Source organism: Mycobacterium sp. UNC410CL29Cvi84 (genome assembly GCF_000686745.1).
Taxonomy (GTDB): Bacteria; Actinomycetota; Actinomycetes; order Mycobacteriales; family Mycobacteriaceae; genus Mycobacterium; species Mycobacterium mucogenicum_B.
In genome coordinates, this window is record NZ_JMLM01000001.1 from 627,619 (window position 1) to 643,273 (window position 15,655).

Genomic DNA, 15,655 nt, shown 5'->3' on the forward strand with positions numbered 1-15,655 from the left:
GAGCCGCGTGTCTAGCGGCCACCCGCCGACAGCCACTCGCTGTAGAACAGCGCCACCCCGAGCCCGCAGGCGATGGCGGTGAGCAACCAGAACCTGATGATCACCGTGGTCTCGGCCCAGCCGGCCAGTTCGAAATGATGATGGAACGGCGCCATCCGGAACACCCGGCGCCCGGTGGTGCGGAAGGCCAGAATCTGGACCACCACCGAGGTCACCTCGGCGACGAACAGGGCGCCGAGCACGATGGCCAGCGTCTCGGTCCGGCTGGTCACCGACAGGCCGGCGATGATGCCGCCGAGCGCCAGCGAGCCGGTGTCGCCCATGAAGATCTTCGCCGGCGCGGCGTTCCACCACAGGAACCCGATGCAGGCACCTGCCGTCGCGGCCGCGACGAGCGCCAGGTCCAGCGGGTCGCGGACGTTGTAGCAGCCCGGTCCCGGGCTGGTGGCGCACGCGTTGCGGTACTGCCAGAACGTGATCAGCACGTACGCCGCACTGACCATCGCCATGGCACCGGCCGCCAGGCCGTCCAGACCGTCGGTGAAGTTGACGGCGTTGGACCACGCGCTGACCAGCACCACGATGAACAGCACGAACAACAGCGGGCCCAGGGTGACGGTCGCGATCTCGCGCACGTAGGACAGGCCCGCGCTGCCCGGCGTCAGTCCGTAGCCGTTGCGGAACTGCAGCACCAGCACACCGAACAGGACGGCCGAGACCAGCTGACCGACCGTCTTGGCGGTCTTGTTCAAACCCAGGTTGCGGGCCCGGCGGAGCTTGATCAGATCGTCGATGAAGCCGACGGCCCCCAGCGACGTGGCCAGGCCGAGCACCAGCAGACCCGAGGCCGACGGCCCTTCGCCGTCGACCAGCAGCCCCACGAGATGGGTACCGAGATAACCGCACCAGATGCCGGTGACGATCGCGACGCCACCCATCGACGGCGTGCCGCGCTTCTTCTGATGGCTGGCCGGACCGTCCTCGCGGATCTCGTGCCCGAAGCCCCGGCGGGTGAACAGCCGGATCAGCACCGGCGTCAGCACGATCGACACCGCGAGCGCGATACCGACGGCGAACAGGATCTGAATCATGCGTGTCCCTCCCGCGCCAGCTCCTCGGCAAGCGCGCCGAGCCCCGCGGAGTTCGAGGCCTTGACCAGCACGACATCGCCGGGCTCCAGCTCGGCGCGCAGCAAATCAAGCGCGGCTTCGGCATCGGGGACGGGCGATACCTCGCTGCCCCACGAACCTTCCATCACCGCGCCGTGTTGCATGGCGCCCATAGTCCTCCCGGTTCCGACGACGACCAGTCGTGACACATCTAAACGCACGGCCAGTCGACCGATGCTGTCATGTTCGGCAATCGCGTCGTCACCCAGTTCGGCCATCTCGCCGAGCACCGCCCAGCTACGCACCGGCGCGCCGGTTTCGGCACGCGCCGACTTGGCCATCCAGGCCAGCGCTTTGAGGCCCGCGCGCATCGAGTCGGGGTTGGCGTTGTAGGCGTCGTTCACCACGACCACCCCGTCGGCGCGGGTGGTGACCTGCATGCGGTGCTTCGAGACGGGGCCGGCGCCGGCGAGCGCGTCAGCCACCTGCTGCAGGGTCGCGCCGCACTCCAGGGCGACCGCGGCGGCGCTGAGCGCGTTGGACACCTGATGGTCGCCGTGTACAGCGAGTGCAACGTCGACGTGCTGCTCCCCCGCGTGCAGGGTGAAGCGCGGGCGGGCCAGCTCGTCGAGGGTGACGTCACCGGCCCACAGGTCTGCGCCGGGCGACCGGGACACCCGCACCACGCGGGCCCCGGTGACGTCGGCCATCGCGGCGACGGCACCGTCGTCGGCGTTGAGGATGACGATGCCGGTGGCCGGAACGGCTTGCGGCAGTTCGGACTTCGTCGCGGCGATGACGTCGCGCGAGCCGAACTCGCCGAGATGCGCAGTGCCGACGTTGAGCACCACACCGATCGACGGCGGTGCGATCGCGGCGAGCGCGGCGATGTTGCCGGGGTGCCGCGCCGACATCTCGAGCACCAGGAAGTCGGTATCGCCGGTGGCGCGCAGCACCGTCCACGGATGACCGAGCTCGTTGTTGAACGATCCGGGCGGCGCGATCACCTCGCCGAGCGGCGCGAGCACCGCGGCCAGCAGGTCCTTGGTCGACGTCTTGCCCGACGAGCCGGTGACGCCGATGATCCGCAGGCCCCCGGCGGCCAACCGGTCGGCCACGGCGCGGGCCAGCTTCCCCAGTGCGGCCAGCACTGCGGCGCCCGAACCGTCGGTGTCGTGCTCGAGTGCACCCGAGGCCGAATCGACCTGTCCGGCAACCGGTTTGACGACGATGGCCGGCACCCCGACCGGCCGCGCCGCCAGCACCGCGACGGCACCGGCCGCCACCGCACCCGCGGCGAAGTCATGTCCGTCGGTGTGGGCGCCCGGCAACGCCAGGAACAACCCGCCTTCCGTGACGGCCCGCGAGTCGAATTCGACGGTTCCGGTCACGCGTGTCGAGGCGGCAGCCTCGGGCGTGATGTCGGACAGCTCGCCGCCGACGATGTCGGCGATCTCTGCCAGGGTCAGGTCGATCATGCGGGTGACTCCCCAGCTTTCCCGGCCGCTGCATCGAGCGAGGCGGCCAATTCATCACGATCATCGAAGGGCCGGGTCTGGCCGGCGCGGGTCTGGCCCGACTCGTGGCCCTTGCCCGCAACCAGGACGGTGTCCCCCGCGCGCGCCCAGGCGACGGCGTGGTCGATGGCGGTCCGGCGGTCACCGATCACCACCACCTCGGCCGAGCCGTCGGCGGCACCCGCGGCGATCGTGGCCCGGATGAGGTCCGGATCCTCGTCGCGCGGATTGTCGTCGGTGATCACGACCAGGTCCGCGAGTTGCGCGGCGATGCGTCCCATCGGCTCACGTTTCCCGGCATCCCGGTTGCCGCCGGCGCCGAAGACCACGGCCAGCCGGCCCCGGGTCTGCGGGCGCAGCGTCTGCAGCACCGCTTCCAGGGCGCCGGGCTTGTGCGCGTAGTCGACGAGGGCCAGGAAGTCCTGCCCGCGGTCGATGGGCTGCAACCGGCCGGGCACGGTGGCGGTCGCCAGTCCGGGTGCCGCCTGCTCCGGCGTGACGCCGACGGCGTCGAGCAGTGCCACCGCGAGCAGCGCGTTGGCGACGTTGTAGCCGCCGGGCAGGCCGATCCGCAGCGCGTGCCGAGCGCCTTCGGGCCCGACGGCGGTGAACTGCTGGCCACCGCGATCGGCGGCGATGTCGGTGACGGTCCAGTCGGCGTCACCGCTGGTGCTGACGGTCACCGGATCGGCGGCGCGGGCCGCCATCTTCCGGCCCCAGTCGTCGTCCACGCAGACGACCGACACCTCGGCGTGGTTGGGCGAATCAGGTTGGAACAGCCGGGCTTTGGCGTCCAGGTAGTCGTCCATGGTGGGGTGGAAATCGAGGTGGTCGCGCGACAGGTTGGTGAAGCCGCCGGCGGCGAAGCGCAGCGCGTCCACCCGGCCCAGCGACAGCGCGTGGCTGGACACCTCCATGACGACGGTGTCGACGCCGCGTTCGACCATGGTGGCCAGCAGCGCCTGCAGCGCCGGCGCTTCGGGGGTGGTCAGGGAACTCGGCAGGTCGCGGCCGTCGATCCGGATGCCGACGGTGCCGATGAGCCCGGCCACCCGCCCCGCGGCGCGCAGCCCCGCCTCGACCAGATAGGTGGTCGTGGTCTTGCCGGAAGTCCCGGTGATGCCGATGACGCGCAGCCGTTCGGAGGGCCGGCCGTAGATTTCGGCGGCGACCTCGCCCAGGACCGCCCGCGGGTCGGGGTGCACGAGGACGGGCACACCCACGTCGAGGAGTTCCCGGCCCGCCGGGTCGGTCAGCACCGCGGCGGCGCCGGCCGCGACGGCGTCGGCGGCGAACCGCGCGCCGTGTGCGGCTGATCCCGGCAGTGCCGCGAACAGGTCACCGGCGACGACGTCGCGGCTGCTCAGCGTGACACCGGTGACGCGCAGCTCCCTGGCCTGGGGCTCGGATGGCAGCGCGGCGCCGACGTGGTCGGCCAACGAGCCCAGCGCGGCCCCGACAGGGTCAGCGGGGCGCAAGGTAGGCGAAGACATGGCCATGACACAGTACCGGGCCGGAGACGGGCGCCCGGCCCGTCAGGTGGCCTGCAGGACCAGCGGCGGACCGGGGTCCGGTGACAGCGGCACGTTCTCCCGCTGCATCAGCCATGCCGCGATGTTGTGGAACAGCTGTGCCATGGAGTGGCCCGGCGTGCCGTCGGCATTGCGCTGCGGGTTGTTGGCCATGATCCCGACGACGTAACGCGGGTCGTCCGACGGCGCCATGCCGGCGAAGGTGATCCAGTAGTGGTCGTCGTCGTAGTAGCAGCCGCAGGCCGGGTTGATCTGCTGGGCGGTGCCGGTCTTGCCGGCCATCTGGTAGCCCTCGACAGCGCCCGGCCAGCCGGTGCCCTGCTGGGTGCCGCGCGGGTCGCGCTGGAGGGTCGCGCGGAACATGTTGCGCAGCGTCGCCGCGGTCTGCGGCGACACGACCTGCACGCCCTCGGGCGCCGCCTGGTCCTGATGCGTGCCGTCGGCCGAGACGATCGACTTGACGATGCGCGGCGGGATGCGCAGGCCGTCGTTCGCGATGGCCTGGTACATGCCGGTCATCTGGAGCAGGGTCATCGAAAGGCCCTGTCCGATGGGCAGGTTCGCGAACGAGCTGCCCGACCACTGGTCGATCGGCGGGACCAGCCCCGCGCTCTCGCCGGGCAGGCCCGAACCCGTGCGCTGGCCGAGGCCGAACTTCGTCAGCATGTCGGCGAAGCGCTCCGGGCCGACCCGCTGGGCCAGCATCAGGGTGCCGATGTTGGACGACTTCCCGAAGACACCGGTGGTGGTGTACGGGTCGGTGCCGTGGCCCCACGCGTCGCGGATGGTGACGCCACCCATGTTGTAACTGCCCGGAACCTGAAGCACCTCATCGGGATTCGAGAGCCCGAACTCGATGACCGACGCCGCGGTGACGATCTTGTTCACCGAGCCCGGCTCGAACGGCGACGTCGCAGGCAGGTTGCCCATCTGCTTGTCGTCCTGCCGGTTCAGTTCCTGGGCCGGATCGAAGGTGTTGTCGTTCGTCATGGCGAGAATCTCGCCGGTCTTCGAATCCAGGACGACCGCCGAGACGTCGTGCGCGCCCGACATGTCCTTGGCCTGCTGCACCTGCTGCTGGACGTAGTACTGGATGTCGTTGTCGAGCGTGAGCTGGATGGTGGCGCCGTTGATGGCGTCGTGCCGGTCCCGGTAGCTGCCGGGGATCACCACGCCGTCCGAGCCGCGGTCGTAGGTGACCGAGCCGTCGGTGCCGGAAAGCTTTGCGTCGAAGGAATCTTCGAGGCCGAGCAGGCCGTGGCCGTCCCAGCCGATGTCGCCGACGACGTTCGCGGCCAGCGAGCCACCGGGGTACTGCCGGATGTCCTGGCGCTCCGCGCCGACCTCGGGGTACTTCTTGGTGATGGCGTCCGAGATCGCCGGGTCGACGGCCCGCGCGAGGTAGACGAACGAGTCCCGGCCGGTGATCTTCTTGGCCAGGGTCGCGGCGTCGGGCTTGTTGTTCAGCAGGCCGGCCACACCGACGGCGATCTCGTTGAGCCGCTTGTCGGGGTCCGGCGCCGCCGGGGTCTTGGCCTTCGCCTCGGTCAGCTGCTGGCGGATCCGGTTCGGTTGGAAGGTCAGTGCGCGGGCCTCGATGGTGAACGCCAACTTGGCACTGTTGCGGTCGACGATGCTGCCGCGCACCGCCTTCTGCACGTCGGTGACCTTGAGCTGGCTGGCGGCCTCGGCGCGCAGACCGGCCGCCCGCGGGCCCTGCAGGAAGAACAACTGGACGGCCGCGGCGAGCAGCACCACCGCGATGACGATGTTGCCGGCCTTGTGCCGGAACCCGAACGAACCGGTCCGGCCCTCGGGCACGACGGCCTCGCGGGTGCGCCGGTCGTGCGCCGAATGCGGTTGCGCGGGACGCGGTTTGGCGGCCGAACGCTTGCGTGGCGTGCCCGGCGCAGCACCCGTCTTGCGCGGTCGCGTGCCGCTCATGCGGGAAGGCCGGGGGCAGGCTGCGCCGGCAACGGGGCCGGGACCGGAGCCGGGGCGACGGGGGCCTGTGCGACTGGGGCCGGGGCGACCGGGGCCTGTGCGACGGGCGCAGGCAGCGCGGCCTCAGGCTGCAACGCGGGGCCGGGCAGCGTGCCCTGCCCAGGCACCGGGAGCGCCGGAGCCGCAGGCACGGGCGCCGCGAGGGCTGGCGCCGGGACCGCCGGAGCCGCGGGCGCCGGTGCGTGCACGACCTGCTCGCGCGGGTCGACCACGACGGGCGCCGGAGCGGCGGCGGGGGCCGGAACGGCCCCCGGGACCGCAGCTGCGGGAGCCGGAACGGCACCCGGGACCGGTATAGCTGCGGGAGCCGGAACGCCCGCCGGAGCGGGGACGGGAGCGGCAACAGGTGCCGGCACCGGGGCGGGTGCAGCGGCCGGGGCCGGGCGCGGGGCCGCGGCCGGGGCCGCCTCGGGCAGTGGCGTGTTCAGCGGTGGCGGCGGCACCCCCTGCGCCGGCTTCGGGCTGCCGACCAGCAGCCAGTTGCCGGTGGGGTCCTGCACCAGGTGCGCGGTGTCGCGCGACGGGATCATGCCGAGGTTGCGCGCCGCATCGGCGAGGGCCGGCGCGGCCTGCGCGACCAGCACGTCGCGCTCGAGCGCCTCTTTCTGCTGCTGCAGAGCCTGATTGATCTCTTTGGCGCGGCCCAGCTCGTACGACCGTTCGGCCGCGGAGGTCGACAGCCACAACGTGACGCCCAGGCCCATGCCCAGCGCCCCGATGATCAGCACGACGAACGGCACCCGCGCGATCAGATGCCGCGGGTTGAGGTCCATCTCGGCGATGCGGATGAGCAGCCGCTCCCGCAGCGGGGTGCGAACAACCTTGGGCGCCTTGGCCTTCCGAGCCTTGGCGCGGGCCTTGGCCTGCGAGGCGCTCTTGGGGCGCGACGGCGCCGCCGTCGGCCGCGCGAACGGCGTGGTCTGCGGTCCGGCGCCGGTCGGCTTGGACCGCTGCGGCCGGACGTCGCGCTTGCCGCGCTTGACGCGGGCGTCAGTCTTGTTGTCGCGCTTGGCTTCCCCCTTGCTGCCCTCGCGACGCGATGCCGGGTCGCCGCCGCGGCGTGTGGCGCGGCGGCGCGGATCGGGGTCGGAGTCCCGTCGAGCATTGCCGCCGCGTACCGGTGCTGGCCGCTTTGCCATCACAGACCTCCCCTTGTGACAACTTTTTCCAGTGCGCGCAGGCGGACGGACGCGCTGCGCGGGTTCAATTCGAGTTCGTGTTCGTCGGCCCGCTCGGCGCCCCGGGTCAACGAGGTGAAGAGCGGCTCGTAGCCGGGCAGCTCCATGGGCAGGCCCTCCGGGGTACGCGATGCGATGGCATCGGTGAAGTACCCCTTGACGATTCGGTCTTCCAGCGACTGATACGCCTCGACCGCGATCCGGCCGCCGGGACGCAGCGCGTTCAGCGCGGCGGGGATCGCCGCCCGCAGGCAGTCGAGCTCGCCGTTGACCTCGGTGCGCAGCGCCTGGAACGTCCGCTTGGCCGGATGCCCGCCGGTGCGACGCGCCGGGGCCGGGATCACCGCGTAGAGCAGCTCGACCAGCTCGGTCGTCGTGGTGAACGGGCGGCGGGCGCGCTCCCGGACGATCGCGCCGGCGATGCGCGAGGCGAACTTCTCCTCGCCGTACTCGCGCAGCACGCGGGTGAGCGCCTTGGCGTCGTAGCTGTTCAGGATGTCGGCCGCGGTCAAGCCCGAGGTCTGGTCCATCCGCATGTCCAGCGGTGCGTCCTGCGCATACGCGAAACCGCGCTCCGCCTGGTCGAGCTGCATCGAGGACACCCCGAGGTCGAACAGGATGGCGTCCAATTCGCCTGGCCGGTAACCGGATTGGGTCAGCGCCTCGTCGATGCCGTCGTACGGGGTGTGGACCAGGTGCACGCGGTCACCGAACGGCGCGAGGCGCTCCCCCGCGAGCCGCAGCGCGGTCTGGTCGCGGTCCAGGCCGATGAGCGTCACAGCGGGGAACCGCGTGAGGAAGGCTTCGGAGTGGCCACCGGCGCCCAGCGTCGCGTCGATCATGACTGCGCCGGCACCGTCGGCGCTGCCCCGGGTGAGTGCCGGGGCCAGCAGCTCGACACAGCGGTCCAGCAGCACCGGAATGTGCGGCCGACGATCGGTCAACGCAACACCCCCAAAAGGCTTCAGCTGGTGGATTTGTGCGGCCCCTGCAGCGAGGTCTCTGTCCGAGTTCGCGAACCTGACGTTGGGGAAGTACGCCAGGGCCGGTTCGGGCAGAGGCCACGCTGCACGGGCCTGCAGGTCAAAGGGTGCTGCCGAGCGCTTCATCGCTTGCCGCGGAGAAGTTCTCTTCGTGAGTTTCTTGGTAGGTCTGCCAGGCCGCGGCATCCCAGATTTCGAGGTAGTCCACCGCACCGATCACGACGCATTCCTTGGTCAGGCTCGCGTAGCGACGGTGATCGGCCGACAGGGTGATGCGGCCCTGAGCGTCGGGGTGCTGCTCGTCGGCGCCCGCGGCGAAAACGCGCAGGTCGGCACGAGCAGCGGGGTCGTTCCGGGGAGTGCTCGCCACGCGGCGGGCGATCTCGGCTTCGAACTCGGCCCTCGGGTACACGGCGAGGCTGTGATCTGGACTTTTGGCGACCATCAACCCTCCTGCCAGTGCATCGCGGAACTTGGCGGGCAACGTCAGTCGCCCCTTGTCGTCGAGCTTCGGCGTGTAGGTACCCAGGAACATCAGGCACCTCCCACCACTCCGGAGTCCGTCTCTCCGATGTCCGCCACATTACCCCACAATCCCCCACTTCTCTCCATCTCAAGTCTAAAAATCGCCTTATCTGCCCCACCTGACGCAGCAATCACGAGAAATCAGGGGTGGAGTTCGGCATCAAACAGCCTGGATGAGCGATGAAATCCCAGCTGGAGACCCATGTGGGAGATTGGTGGGGCGTTGTGGGGAGTCGCGGAGCGCAGCCCCTGAAAAATCGTGGCGCACGGCGCCGCCGGCAAATTTCGCTACCAACCCGGCGTGTCGCGCGTCACACCGCCACGAACAGGCAAGAGCGCGTCGAAAACAAACCAGGCCGAGCGAAAAACAAAACAGGGGCAGCCGAATCGGCTACCCCTGCGTCACGCGTCAGCGTCTATTCGTCGAACCGGCGACGGAAGCGGTCTTCCATACGGTTGGTGAACGAGTTGCCGGCACGGGACCGCTTGGACTTGCCACCCCCCGGAGGCGACTTCTCCTTGGACAACACCCGGGGACCGGTCACCGCGAAGACAGCACCGGCAAACATCACCACGAAACCGATGACGCTCAGGATCGGCAGCTGGTTGATCCACAGAATCCGAAAGGCCACACCCAGCACCAGCAACGCCAGACCCAGGACGAACAGCCCCGCGCCCTGCAGTCGCCGCCGCGCCGACGGCGCGCGCAGCGTGCCGCCCCGGACACTCGAAGCGAACTTCGGGTCCTCGGCGTACAGCGCACTCTCGATCTGGTCGAGCATGCGCTGCTCATGATCGGAGAGTGGCATCCGCGCCTCCCAACTCACACCGCTGCCCGCAGCGGCTCCTGACGTCTGCACCCGTGGTCACGGATACCTAACAGTCATGATACGAGGTCACACAGACACGTACCACATACTTCAGACTCCCGAATTGTAAGACTGGGACGTCGGCCGGGCGACAGCGCCTGTTCAGAAACCCGACACCCGACTTCCCTGCCGCACCGAAAGGCTCACACCGTGGCGACGCTCCTGACCGATCTGTCGCCGGCTGACATGCAGCACCGCCTCGACGACGCGCTGTCCGTCTACGTCGACGCGATGCGCTACCCACGCGGCACCGAACGCCAGCGGGCCTCGATGTGGCTGGAGCACACCCGCCGCGACGGCTGGACCGGAGTGGCGGCGTTCGACGTCCCCACCACCGACGAGGCACCGGAGGCCGCACTTCGATCCGCCCCCATGCTCGGGGTCGCCTACGGGTACCGCGGCGCGCCCGATCAGTGGTGGTACCAACAGGTCGCGACCGGTCTGCGCCACGTCGGCACCCCCAGCGAACGCATCGACCAATTGATGAACGGGTATTTCGAGCTCACCGAACTGCACATCCACCCGCGGGCGCAGGGGCAGGGACTCGGCGAGGCGCTCACCCGGCGGCTGCTCGCGGGCGCCACGGAATCCCACGTCCTGCTGTCCACGCCGGAGATCCACGGCGAGGACAACCGGGCCTGGAAGCTGTACCGCCGGCTCGACTTCCACGACGTCATGCGCAGCTACTTCTTCCCCGGTGATCCCCGGCCGTTCGCCATTCTCGGCCGGGCCCTGCCACTGTGATCCATCCGGCGTGCCGCTGTCCCTACCGCGATCTGGCACGATAACGGCGTGAACCGCCGCCGCCACCTGCGCGCCTTGCTGCTGTTTCTGATGCTGCTCCCCCTCGCGGTCGGCTGCGTGCGCGTCCACACCTCGCTCACCATCTCGCCCGACGACCGGGTGTCCGGTCAGATCGTGGCCGCCGCGAAGGCCAAGAACGCGGACGACAAGGGTCCGCAGCTGACCAACAGCCTGCCGTTCGCGCAGAAGGTGGTGGTCTCGGACTACCGCAAGGACGACTACGTCGGCTCCGAGGCGGTGTTCTCGGACCTGAACTTCTCCGAGGTGCCGCAGCTGGCCAACCTGAGCCGGGACTCGGCCGGCGCCGACATATCCCTGCGCCGCGCCGGTGACCTGGTGATCCTCGAAGGCCGCGTCGACCTGACGACGCTGAGCGATCCGGATTCCGACGTGACGCTGTCGGTGGCGTTTCCGGGCGACGTCACGTCGACCAACGGCGAGCGCGTGGCCAGCGACATCGTCCAGTGGAAGCTCAAGCCCGGCGTCGTGACCACCATGAAGGCCCAGGCCCGCTACACCGACCCGAGCGCGCGCTCGTTCACCACGGCCGCCATCTGGATGGCCGTCCTGGCCTTCGCTGTCGCCGGCGTCATCGGCGGCCTGGCCTACTGGAGCCGCGACCGCTCGCCCAAGCTCGCCGCCGTGTCCGATGAGTGAGTTCGCCGCAGTGCCGACAAGCGACTTCGCCGCAGTGCCGACAAGCGACTTCGCCGCAGTGCCGACAAGCGACTTCGCCGCAGTGCCGACAAGCGACTTCGCCGCAGTGTCCGACCGCCGGCCCGGCACCCTCTAATCTGAATGCACGATTTCGGGGTCAGGAGAGGGGACGCGCGCTGAGCGTCGATGCCGCAGGTCCGTCGGCTGGCGAGCTGGCGAATGCCATCACAGATCAACTGCGCGACTATCTCGCCGAGCGCCGGCGGGACAGCGCCTACATCGGCGACGCCTATGCCGATGTGACGGGAGCACTCGAAGAGTTCGTCCTGCGCGGCGGCAAGCGGGTCCGCCCGGCCTTCGCCTACTGGGGCTGGCGCGCCGTCGCCCCCGATCCGGGCCACCCGGCCGACCCGGCGGTGCTGCGCCTGTTCTCCGCACTGGAACTGCTGCAGGCCTGCGCCCTGGTCCACGACGACGTCATCGACTGTTCTGCGACCCGACGCGGCCTGCCGACAGTGCACCGGCTGTTCGCCGACCGGCACCGCCGGCAGGGCTGGCGTGGGTCGTCCGAGCAGTTCGGGCTGTCCGCGGCCATCCTGCTCGGTGACCTCGCCCTGTCCTGGGCCGACGACATCGTCGCGAACGCCGAGCTGTCCGCCGACGGGCGCCGGCGCGTCAACGAGGTGTGGGCGCACATCCGCACCGAGGTCCTCGGCGGGCAGTATCTCGATATCGTCGCCGAATCCAGTGGCGCCGACACCGTGGCCTCGGCCATGAACGTGAACCTCTACAAGACCGCGTCCTACACCGTCACCCGGCCGCTGCAGCTGGGCGCCGCGGCCGCCGCCGACCGCCCTGACGTGCAGAAGATCTTCCACTCGGTCGGCAACGACCTCGGTATCGCGTTCCAGCTGCGCGACGACGTGCTCGGCGTGTTCGGCGACCCGGCCGTCACCGGCAAGCCGTCGGGTGACGACCTGCGCTCGGGCAAGCGCACCGTGCTGCTGGCCGAGGCCGTGGAACTGGCCGAGGCCTCCGACCCGGCCGCGGCGGCCCTGCTCCGCGACTTGATCGGCACCGACCTGACGGACGGCCAGGTCGGCGAACTCTGCGGCGTGATCGAGGCCGTGGGCGCCTTGGGCGCCGTCGAACAGCGCATCGCGCTGCTCACCCAACGTGGACTGGACGCCCTCGCGGCCGCCCCCATCGACGAGGGCGCCAAGGCCGGCCTCACCGAACTCGCCCGGCGGGCGTCCAACCGGTCCGCGTAGGCCACGATGTCGACCTCGACCACGGCCCCCGGGGCGCTGGCCCGGCTCACCGCCTTCGGACGATCCGACGAGGGCCGCCCCGCGCTGCTCGGCTTCGCCGGCGCCATCCTGATCGCCCTCGGCGGCCTCGGCGCCGGCAGCACCCGGCAGCACGATCCCCTGCTGGAGTCGATGCACCTGTCGTGGTTCCGGTTCGGCCACGGGCTGGTGGTGTCGTCGATCCTGCTGTGGACCGGCGTGGCCCTGATGCTGGTCGCCTGGCTGGCGCTGGGCCGGCGCGTCGTCGACCGCACCGCGACCGACTACACCATGATCGCGACGACCGGCTTCTGGCTGGCGCCGCTGCTGCTGAGCGTGCCGGTGTTCAGCCGCGACACCTACTCATACCTGGCGCAGGGCGCGCTGCTGCGCGACGGGCTGGACCCCTACCTCGTCGGGCCGGTGGACAACCCGAACTCGTTGCTGGACAACGTCAGTCCCATCTGGACCACCACCACCGCGCCCTATGGCCCGGCATTCATCCTGGTGGCCAAGTTCGTCACCATGATCGTCGGCGACCACGTCGTCGAGGGCACCATGCTGCTGCGGCTGTGCATGCTGCCCGGCCTGGTCATGCTGATCTGGGCGGCGCCCCGCGTGGCCCGCCATGTCGGCGCCAACAGCGCTGCCGCCCTGTGGATTTGCGTCCTCAACCCGCTGGTGATCATCCACCTGATGGGTGGCGTCCACAACGAGATGCTGATGGTCGGCCTGATGATGGCCGCCATCGCGCTGACCTTCGAACGGCATCCCATCGCCGGCGTCAGCCTGATCGCCCTCGCGGTGGCCGTGAAAGCGACCGCGGGACTGGCACTTCCGTTCATGGTGTGGGTCTGGATGCGCCAGTTGCGCGAACGGCACCCGTGGGGTCAGGTCCGCGCCTGGCTGGCGGCCACCGCGGCGTCCGGAGTGATCTTCACCGTGGTGTTCGCCGTGGTGACGGTGGCGGCGGGCGTCGGGCTCGGCTGGCTGACGGCACTTGCCGGTTCGGTGAAGATCGTCAACTGGCTGACCGTCCCGACCGCGGTGGCCAATCTGATCCACGCCATCGGCGGACTGTTCACCACCGTCAGCTTCTACGCGGTGCTGGACGTCACCCGCATCATCGGCATCGCGATCATCGCGATCTCACTTCCCTTGCTGTGGTGGCGATTCCGGCACACCGACCGGGAAGCGCTGATCGGCATCGCGCTGGTGATGGCGGTCGTGGTGCTGTTCGTGCCTGCCGCGCTGCCCTGGTACTACACCTGGCCGCTGGCGATCGTCTCGGCACTGGCGCAGAGCCGGTCGGCCGTCGCCGCGATCGCCGGGTTCTCGACCTGGATCATGGTCATCTTCAAACCCGACGGCTCGCACGGCATGTACTCGTGGCTGCACGTCATCCTGGCGACGGGATGCGCGGTAGCCGCCTGGTATTCGCTGGCGCACGCGCCGGAGCCGAAGACGACGGCGGCCGAGCCGGCTAGTACGCCATAGCCTGAGCGCGCCGCAGCACTTCCCTGGCCTGGTGCGAATGCAGCGCGTCGACCGGACGCGCATTGGCGACGCGCTCGGTGGTGCCGTCGCGGGTCAGGGTCAGCGACTCGTCGGCGGTGAACAACCACCGCACGATGTCCGTCTCGTGGTAGCCACCGTCGCGCAGCAAGACGAGCAGGCCCGGCAGCTGCTTGACCACATGTCCCTTCGCGTCGAAGAAGAGCTTGGGCACCACGATGGCACCGTTCCGGCGCACTCCGAGGAGATGTCCGTCCCGCAGCTGCTGGTGCACCTTGGTCACCGGGATACCCAGCATGGATGCCACTGCGGGAAGGTCGTAGACCGCTTCATCGGGATCGATAACGTCCTCGGCGGCCGGAATGCTGCTCACGCAGGAGATTCTAGAGCCGTACCATTGCCGGGTGCAGCCATCCCGACAACCGGACCCACTTATCGGTGCGGTACTGGACGGGCGCTACCGCGTGGATGCACCGATTGCCAGTGGCGGCATGTCGACGGTGTACCGCGGCCTGGACACCCGGCTCGACCGCCTGGTGGCACTCAAGGTCATGGATTCGCGGTACTCCGGCGATCAGCAGTTCCTGACGCGCTTCCAGCGCGAGGCCCGCGCCGCCGCCGGCCTGAAAAGTCCTGGGCTGGTGGCGGTTTACGACCAGGGGTTCGACGGTCGGCACCCGTTCCTGGTGATGGAGCTCGTCGAGGGCGGGACGCTGCGCGAGTTGCTGCGCGAGCGCGGCCCGATGCCGCCGCACGCGGTGGCGGCCGTGCTGGCCCCCATGCTCGACGGCCTGGCGGTGGCCCACGAGGCGGGCCTGGTGCACCGCGACATCAAGCCCGAGAACGTCCTGATCTCCGACAGCGGTGAGGTCAAGATCGCCGACTTCGGGCTCGTGCGCGCCGTCGCTGAGGCCAAGATCACGTCGACGAGCGTCATCCTCGGCACTGCGGCGTACCTCTCCCCCGAACAGGTCAGTACCGGCGACGCCGACCCGCGCAGCGACGTCTACTCCGTCGGCATCCTGGCCTACGAGCTGTTGACCGGCACCACACCGTTCACCGGCGACAATCCCCTCAGCGTCGCGTATCAGCGGCTGGATCAGGACGTACCGCCGCCGAGTTCGGCAATCGCCGGTGTGCCAAAGCAATTCGACGACCTGGTGGCCTGCGCGACGGCCCGCGTGGCCGACGACCGCTACCTCGACGCCGGCGACATGGGGGCCGAGCTCGCCGCGATCGTCACCGACCTGGGACTGCCCGAATTCCGGGTCCCGGCGCCGACGAACTCGGCGCAGCACACCGCGGCGGCGGCCCAGCGTGGCCGTGCCGAGCGCACCACGGTCGCGACGGGCCGGGCAACCGCCCCGAAGCCGGCACCGCAGCACACCCTGCAGTTCACCATGGACCCGGCGATGGACCCCGCATTGCTCGAATCACCCGTGGTGACAAAGCAATTCGCCGGCATCGACCTGGACGACTTTGCCTGGGCGCGGCAGCGGTCGCGACGCGCGGTGCTGTTCTGGCTCATCGCGATCCTGACGCTGACCGCGTTGGTCGCCGCCGGCGCCTGGACCCTCGGCACCAACATCGACGGGCTGTTCTAGAAACGCCGAATGGCCACCTGCCGCACGGGTTTCGCGTGAAAACCATGCGCCGGGTGGCCACTCGGCGGG

15 protein-coding genes are annotated in these 15,655 nt (G+C 70.0%); 6 read left to right on the forward strand and 9 right to left on the reverse strand.

All coding sequences use genetic code 11. The features are described 5' to 3' along the window. Window positions 1–11: 11 nt before the first annotated feature. The 8 genes from mraY to BR47_RS0103145 all read right to left on the reverse strand — a co-directional run bounded on the left by mraY (window position 12) and on the right by BR47_RS0103145 (window position 9,657). Entirely contained in the window at window positions 12–1,091 is a 1,080-nt protein-coding gene (mraY, locus tag BR47_RS0103110; protein ID WP_020103619.1) for a phospho-N-acetylmuramoyl-pentapeptide-transferase, read from the reverse strand. Then, window positions 1,088–2,587, reverse strand: a complete 1,500-nt coding sequence (locus tag BR47_RS0103115) for a UDP-N-acetylmuramoyl-tripeptide--D-alanyl-D-alanine ligase (protein ID WP_029118548.1) — start codon at window positions 2,585–2,587, stop codon at window positions 1,088–1,090. Before BR47_RS0103115 ends, mraY begins: the two co-directional genes overlap by 4 nt. Further along, entirely contained in the window at window positions 2,584–4,125 is a 1,542-nt protein-coding gene (locus BR47_RS0103120; protein ID WP_029118549.1) for a UDP-N-acetylmuramoyl-L-alanyl-D-glutamate--2,6-diaminopimelate ligase, read from the reverse strand. The genes BR47_RS0103115 and BR47_RS0103120 overlap by 4 nt, the downstream gene beginning before the upstream one ends. Before the next feature lie 36 nt (window positions 4,126–4,161). Next, entirely contained in the window at window positions 4,162–6,102 is a 1,941-nt protein-coding gene (locus BR47_RS0103125) for a peptidoglycan D,D-transpeptidase FtsI family protein (RefSeq protein WP_029118550.1), read from the reverse strand. Next, window positions 6,099–7,301, reverse strand: a complete 1,203-nt coding sequence (ftsL, locus tag BR47_RS0103130) for a cell division protein FtsL (protein ID WP_090562326.1) — start codon at window positions 7,299–7,301, stop codon at window positions 6,099–6,101. Before ftsL ends, BR47_RS0103125 begins: the two co-directional genes overlap by 4 nt. Continuing rightward, window positions 7,301–8,449: a 16S rRNA (cytosine(1402)-N(4))-methyltransferase RsmH gene (rsmH, locus tag BR47_RS0103135; RefSeq protein WP_177127302.1), complete on the reverse strand. Its 1,149-nt coding sequence runs from the start codon at window positions 8,447–8,449 to the stop codon at window positions 7,301–7,303. The genes ftsL and rsmH overlap by 1 nt, the downstream gene beginning before the upstream one ends. Next, window positions 8,424–8,858 (reverse strand): division/cell wall cluster transcriptional repressor MraZ, encoded by a 435-nt coding sequence (gene mraZ, locus BR47_RS0103140; protein WP_020103613.1) that lies wholly within the window; start codon window positions 8,856–8,858, stop codon window positions 8,424–8,426. Before mraZ ends, rsmH begins: the two co-directional genes overlap by 26 nt. A gap of 406 nt (window positions 8,859–9,264) precedes the next feature. Continuing rightward, complete coding sequence (locus tag BR47_RS0103145) at window positions 9,265–9,657, reverse strand: SCO2097 family morphological protein (protein WP_029105722.1); 393 nt, start codon at window positions 9,655–9,657, stop codon at window positions 9,265–9,267. A gap of 210 nt (window positions 9,658–9,867) precedes the next feature. Between BR47_RS0103145 and BR47_RS0103150 the strand changes: the two genes are divergently transcribed. The 5 genes from BR47_RS0103150 to BR47_RS0103165 all read left to right on the forward strand — a co-directional run bounded on the left by BR47_RS0103150 (window position 9,868) and on the right by BR47_RS0103165 (window position 13,964). Then, entirely contained in the window at window positions 9,868–10,461 is a 594-nt protein-coding gene (locus BR47_RS0103150; RefSeq protein WP_020103611.1) for a GNAT family N-acetyltransferase, read from the forward strand. 90 nt (window positions 10,462–10,551) lie between these two features. After that, complete coding sequence (locus BR47_RS0103155) at window positions 10,552–11,178, forward strand: LppM family (lipo)protein (protein WP_051128600.1); 627 nt, start codon at window positions 10,552–10,554, stop codon at window positions 11,176–11,178. Next, window positions 11,171–11,314: a hypothetical protein gene (locus tag BR47_RS33435; protein ID WP_177127296.1), complete on the forward strand. Its 144-nt coding sequence runs from the start codon at window positions 11,171–11,173 to the stop codon at window positions 11,312–11,314. The genes BR47_RS0103155 and BR47_RS33435 overlap by 8 nt, the downstream gene beginning before the upstream one ends. A gap of 76 nt (window positions 11,315–11,390) precedes the next feature. Next, entirely contained in the window at window positions 11,391–12,449 is a 1,059-nt protein-coding gene (gene idsA2 / locus BR47_RS0103160; protein ID WP_029105720.1) for a bifunctional (2E,6E)-farnesyl/geranyl diphosphate synthase, read from the forward strand. A 6-nt stretch (window positions 12,450–12,455) separates the two neighbouring features. Beyond that, on the forward strand, window positions 12,456–13,964 hold the full coding sequence (locus BR47_RS0103165; RefSeq protein WP_020103607.1) for an alpha-(1->6)-mannopyranosyltransferase A: 1,509 nt from the start codon (window positions 12,456–12,458) through the stop codon (window positions 13,962–13,964). Here BR47_RS0103165 and BR47_RS0103170 read toward each other — a convergent pair. Next, window positions 13,951–14,355 carry an Rv2175c family DNA-binding protein gene (locus tag BR47_RS0103170; RefSeq protein ID WP_020103606.1) on the reverse strand — a complete coding sequence of 135 codons (405 nt, stop codon included), beginning with the start codon at window positions 14,353–14,355 and terminating at the stop codon, window positions 13,951–13,953. The genes BR47_RS0103165 and BR47_RS0103170 overlap by 14 nt on opposite strands. Between BR47_RS0103170 and BR47_RS0103175 the strand changes: the two genes are divergently transcribed. Beyond that, window positions 14,345–15,586: a protein kinase domain-containing protein gene (locus BR47_RS0103175; RefSeq protein WP_051634572.1), complete on the forward strand. Its 1,242-nt coding sequence runs from the start codon at window positions 14,345–14,347 to the stop codon at window positions 15,584–15,586. The two genes, BR47_RS0103170 and BR47_RS0103175, sit on opposite strands and share 11 nt — an antisense overlap. Window positions 15,587–15,655: the final 69 nt, after the last annotated feature.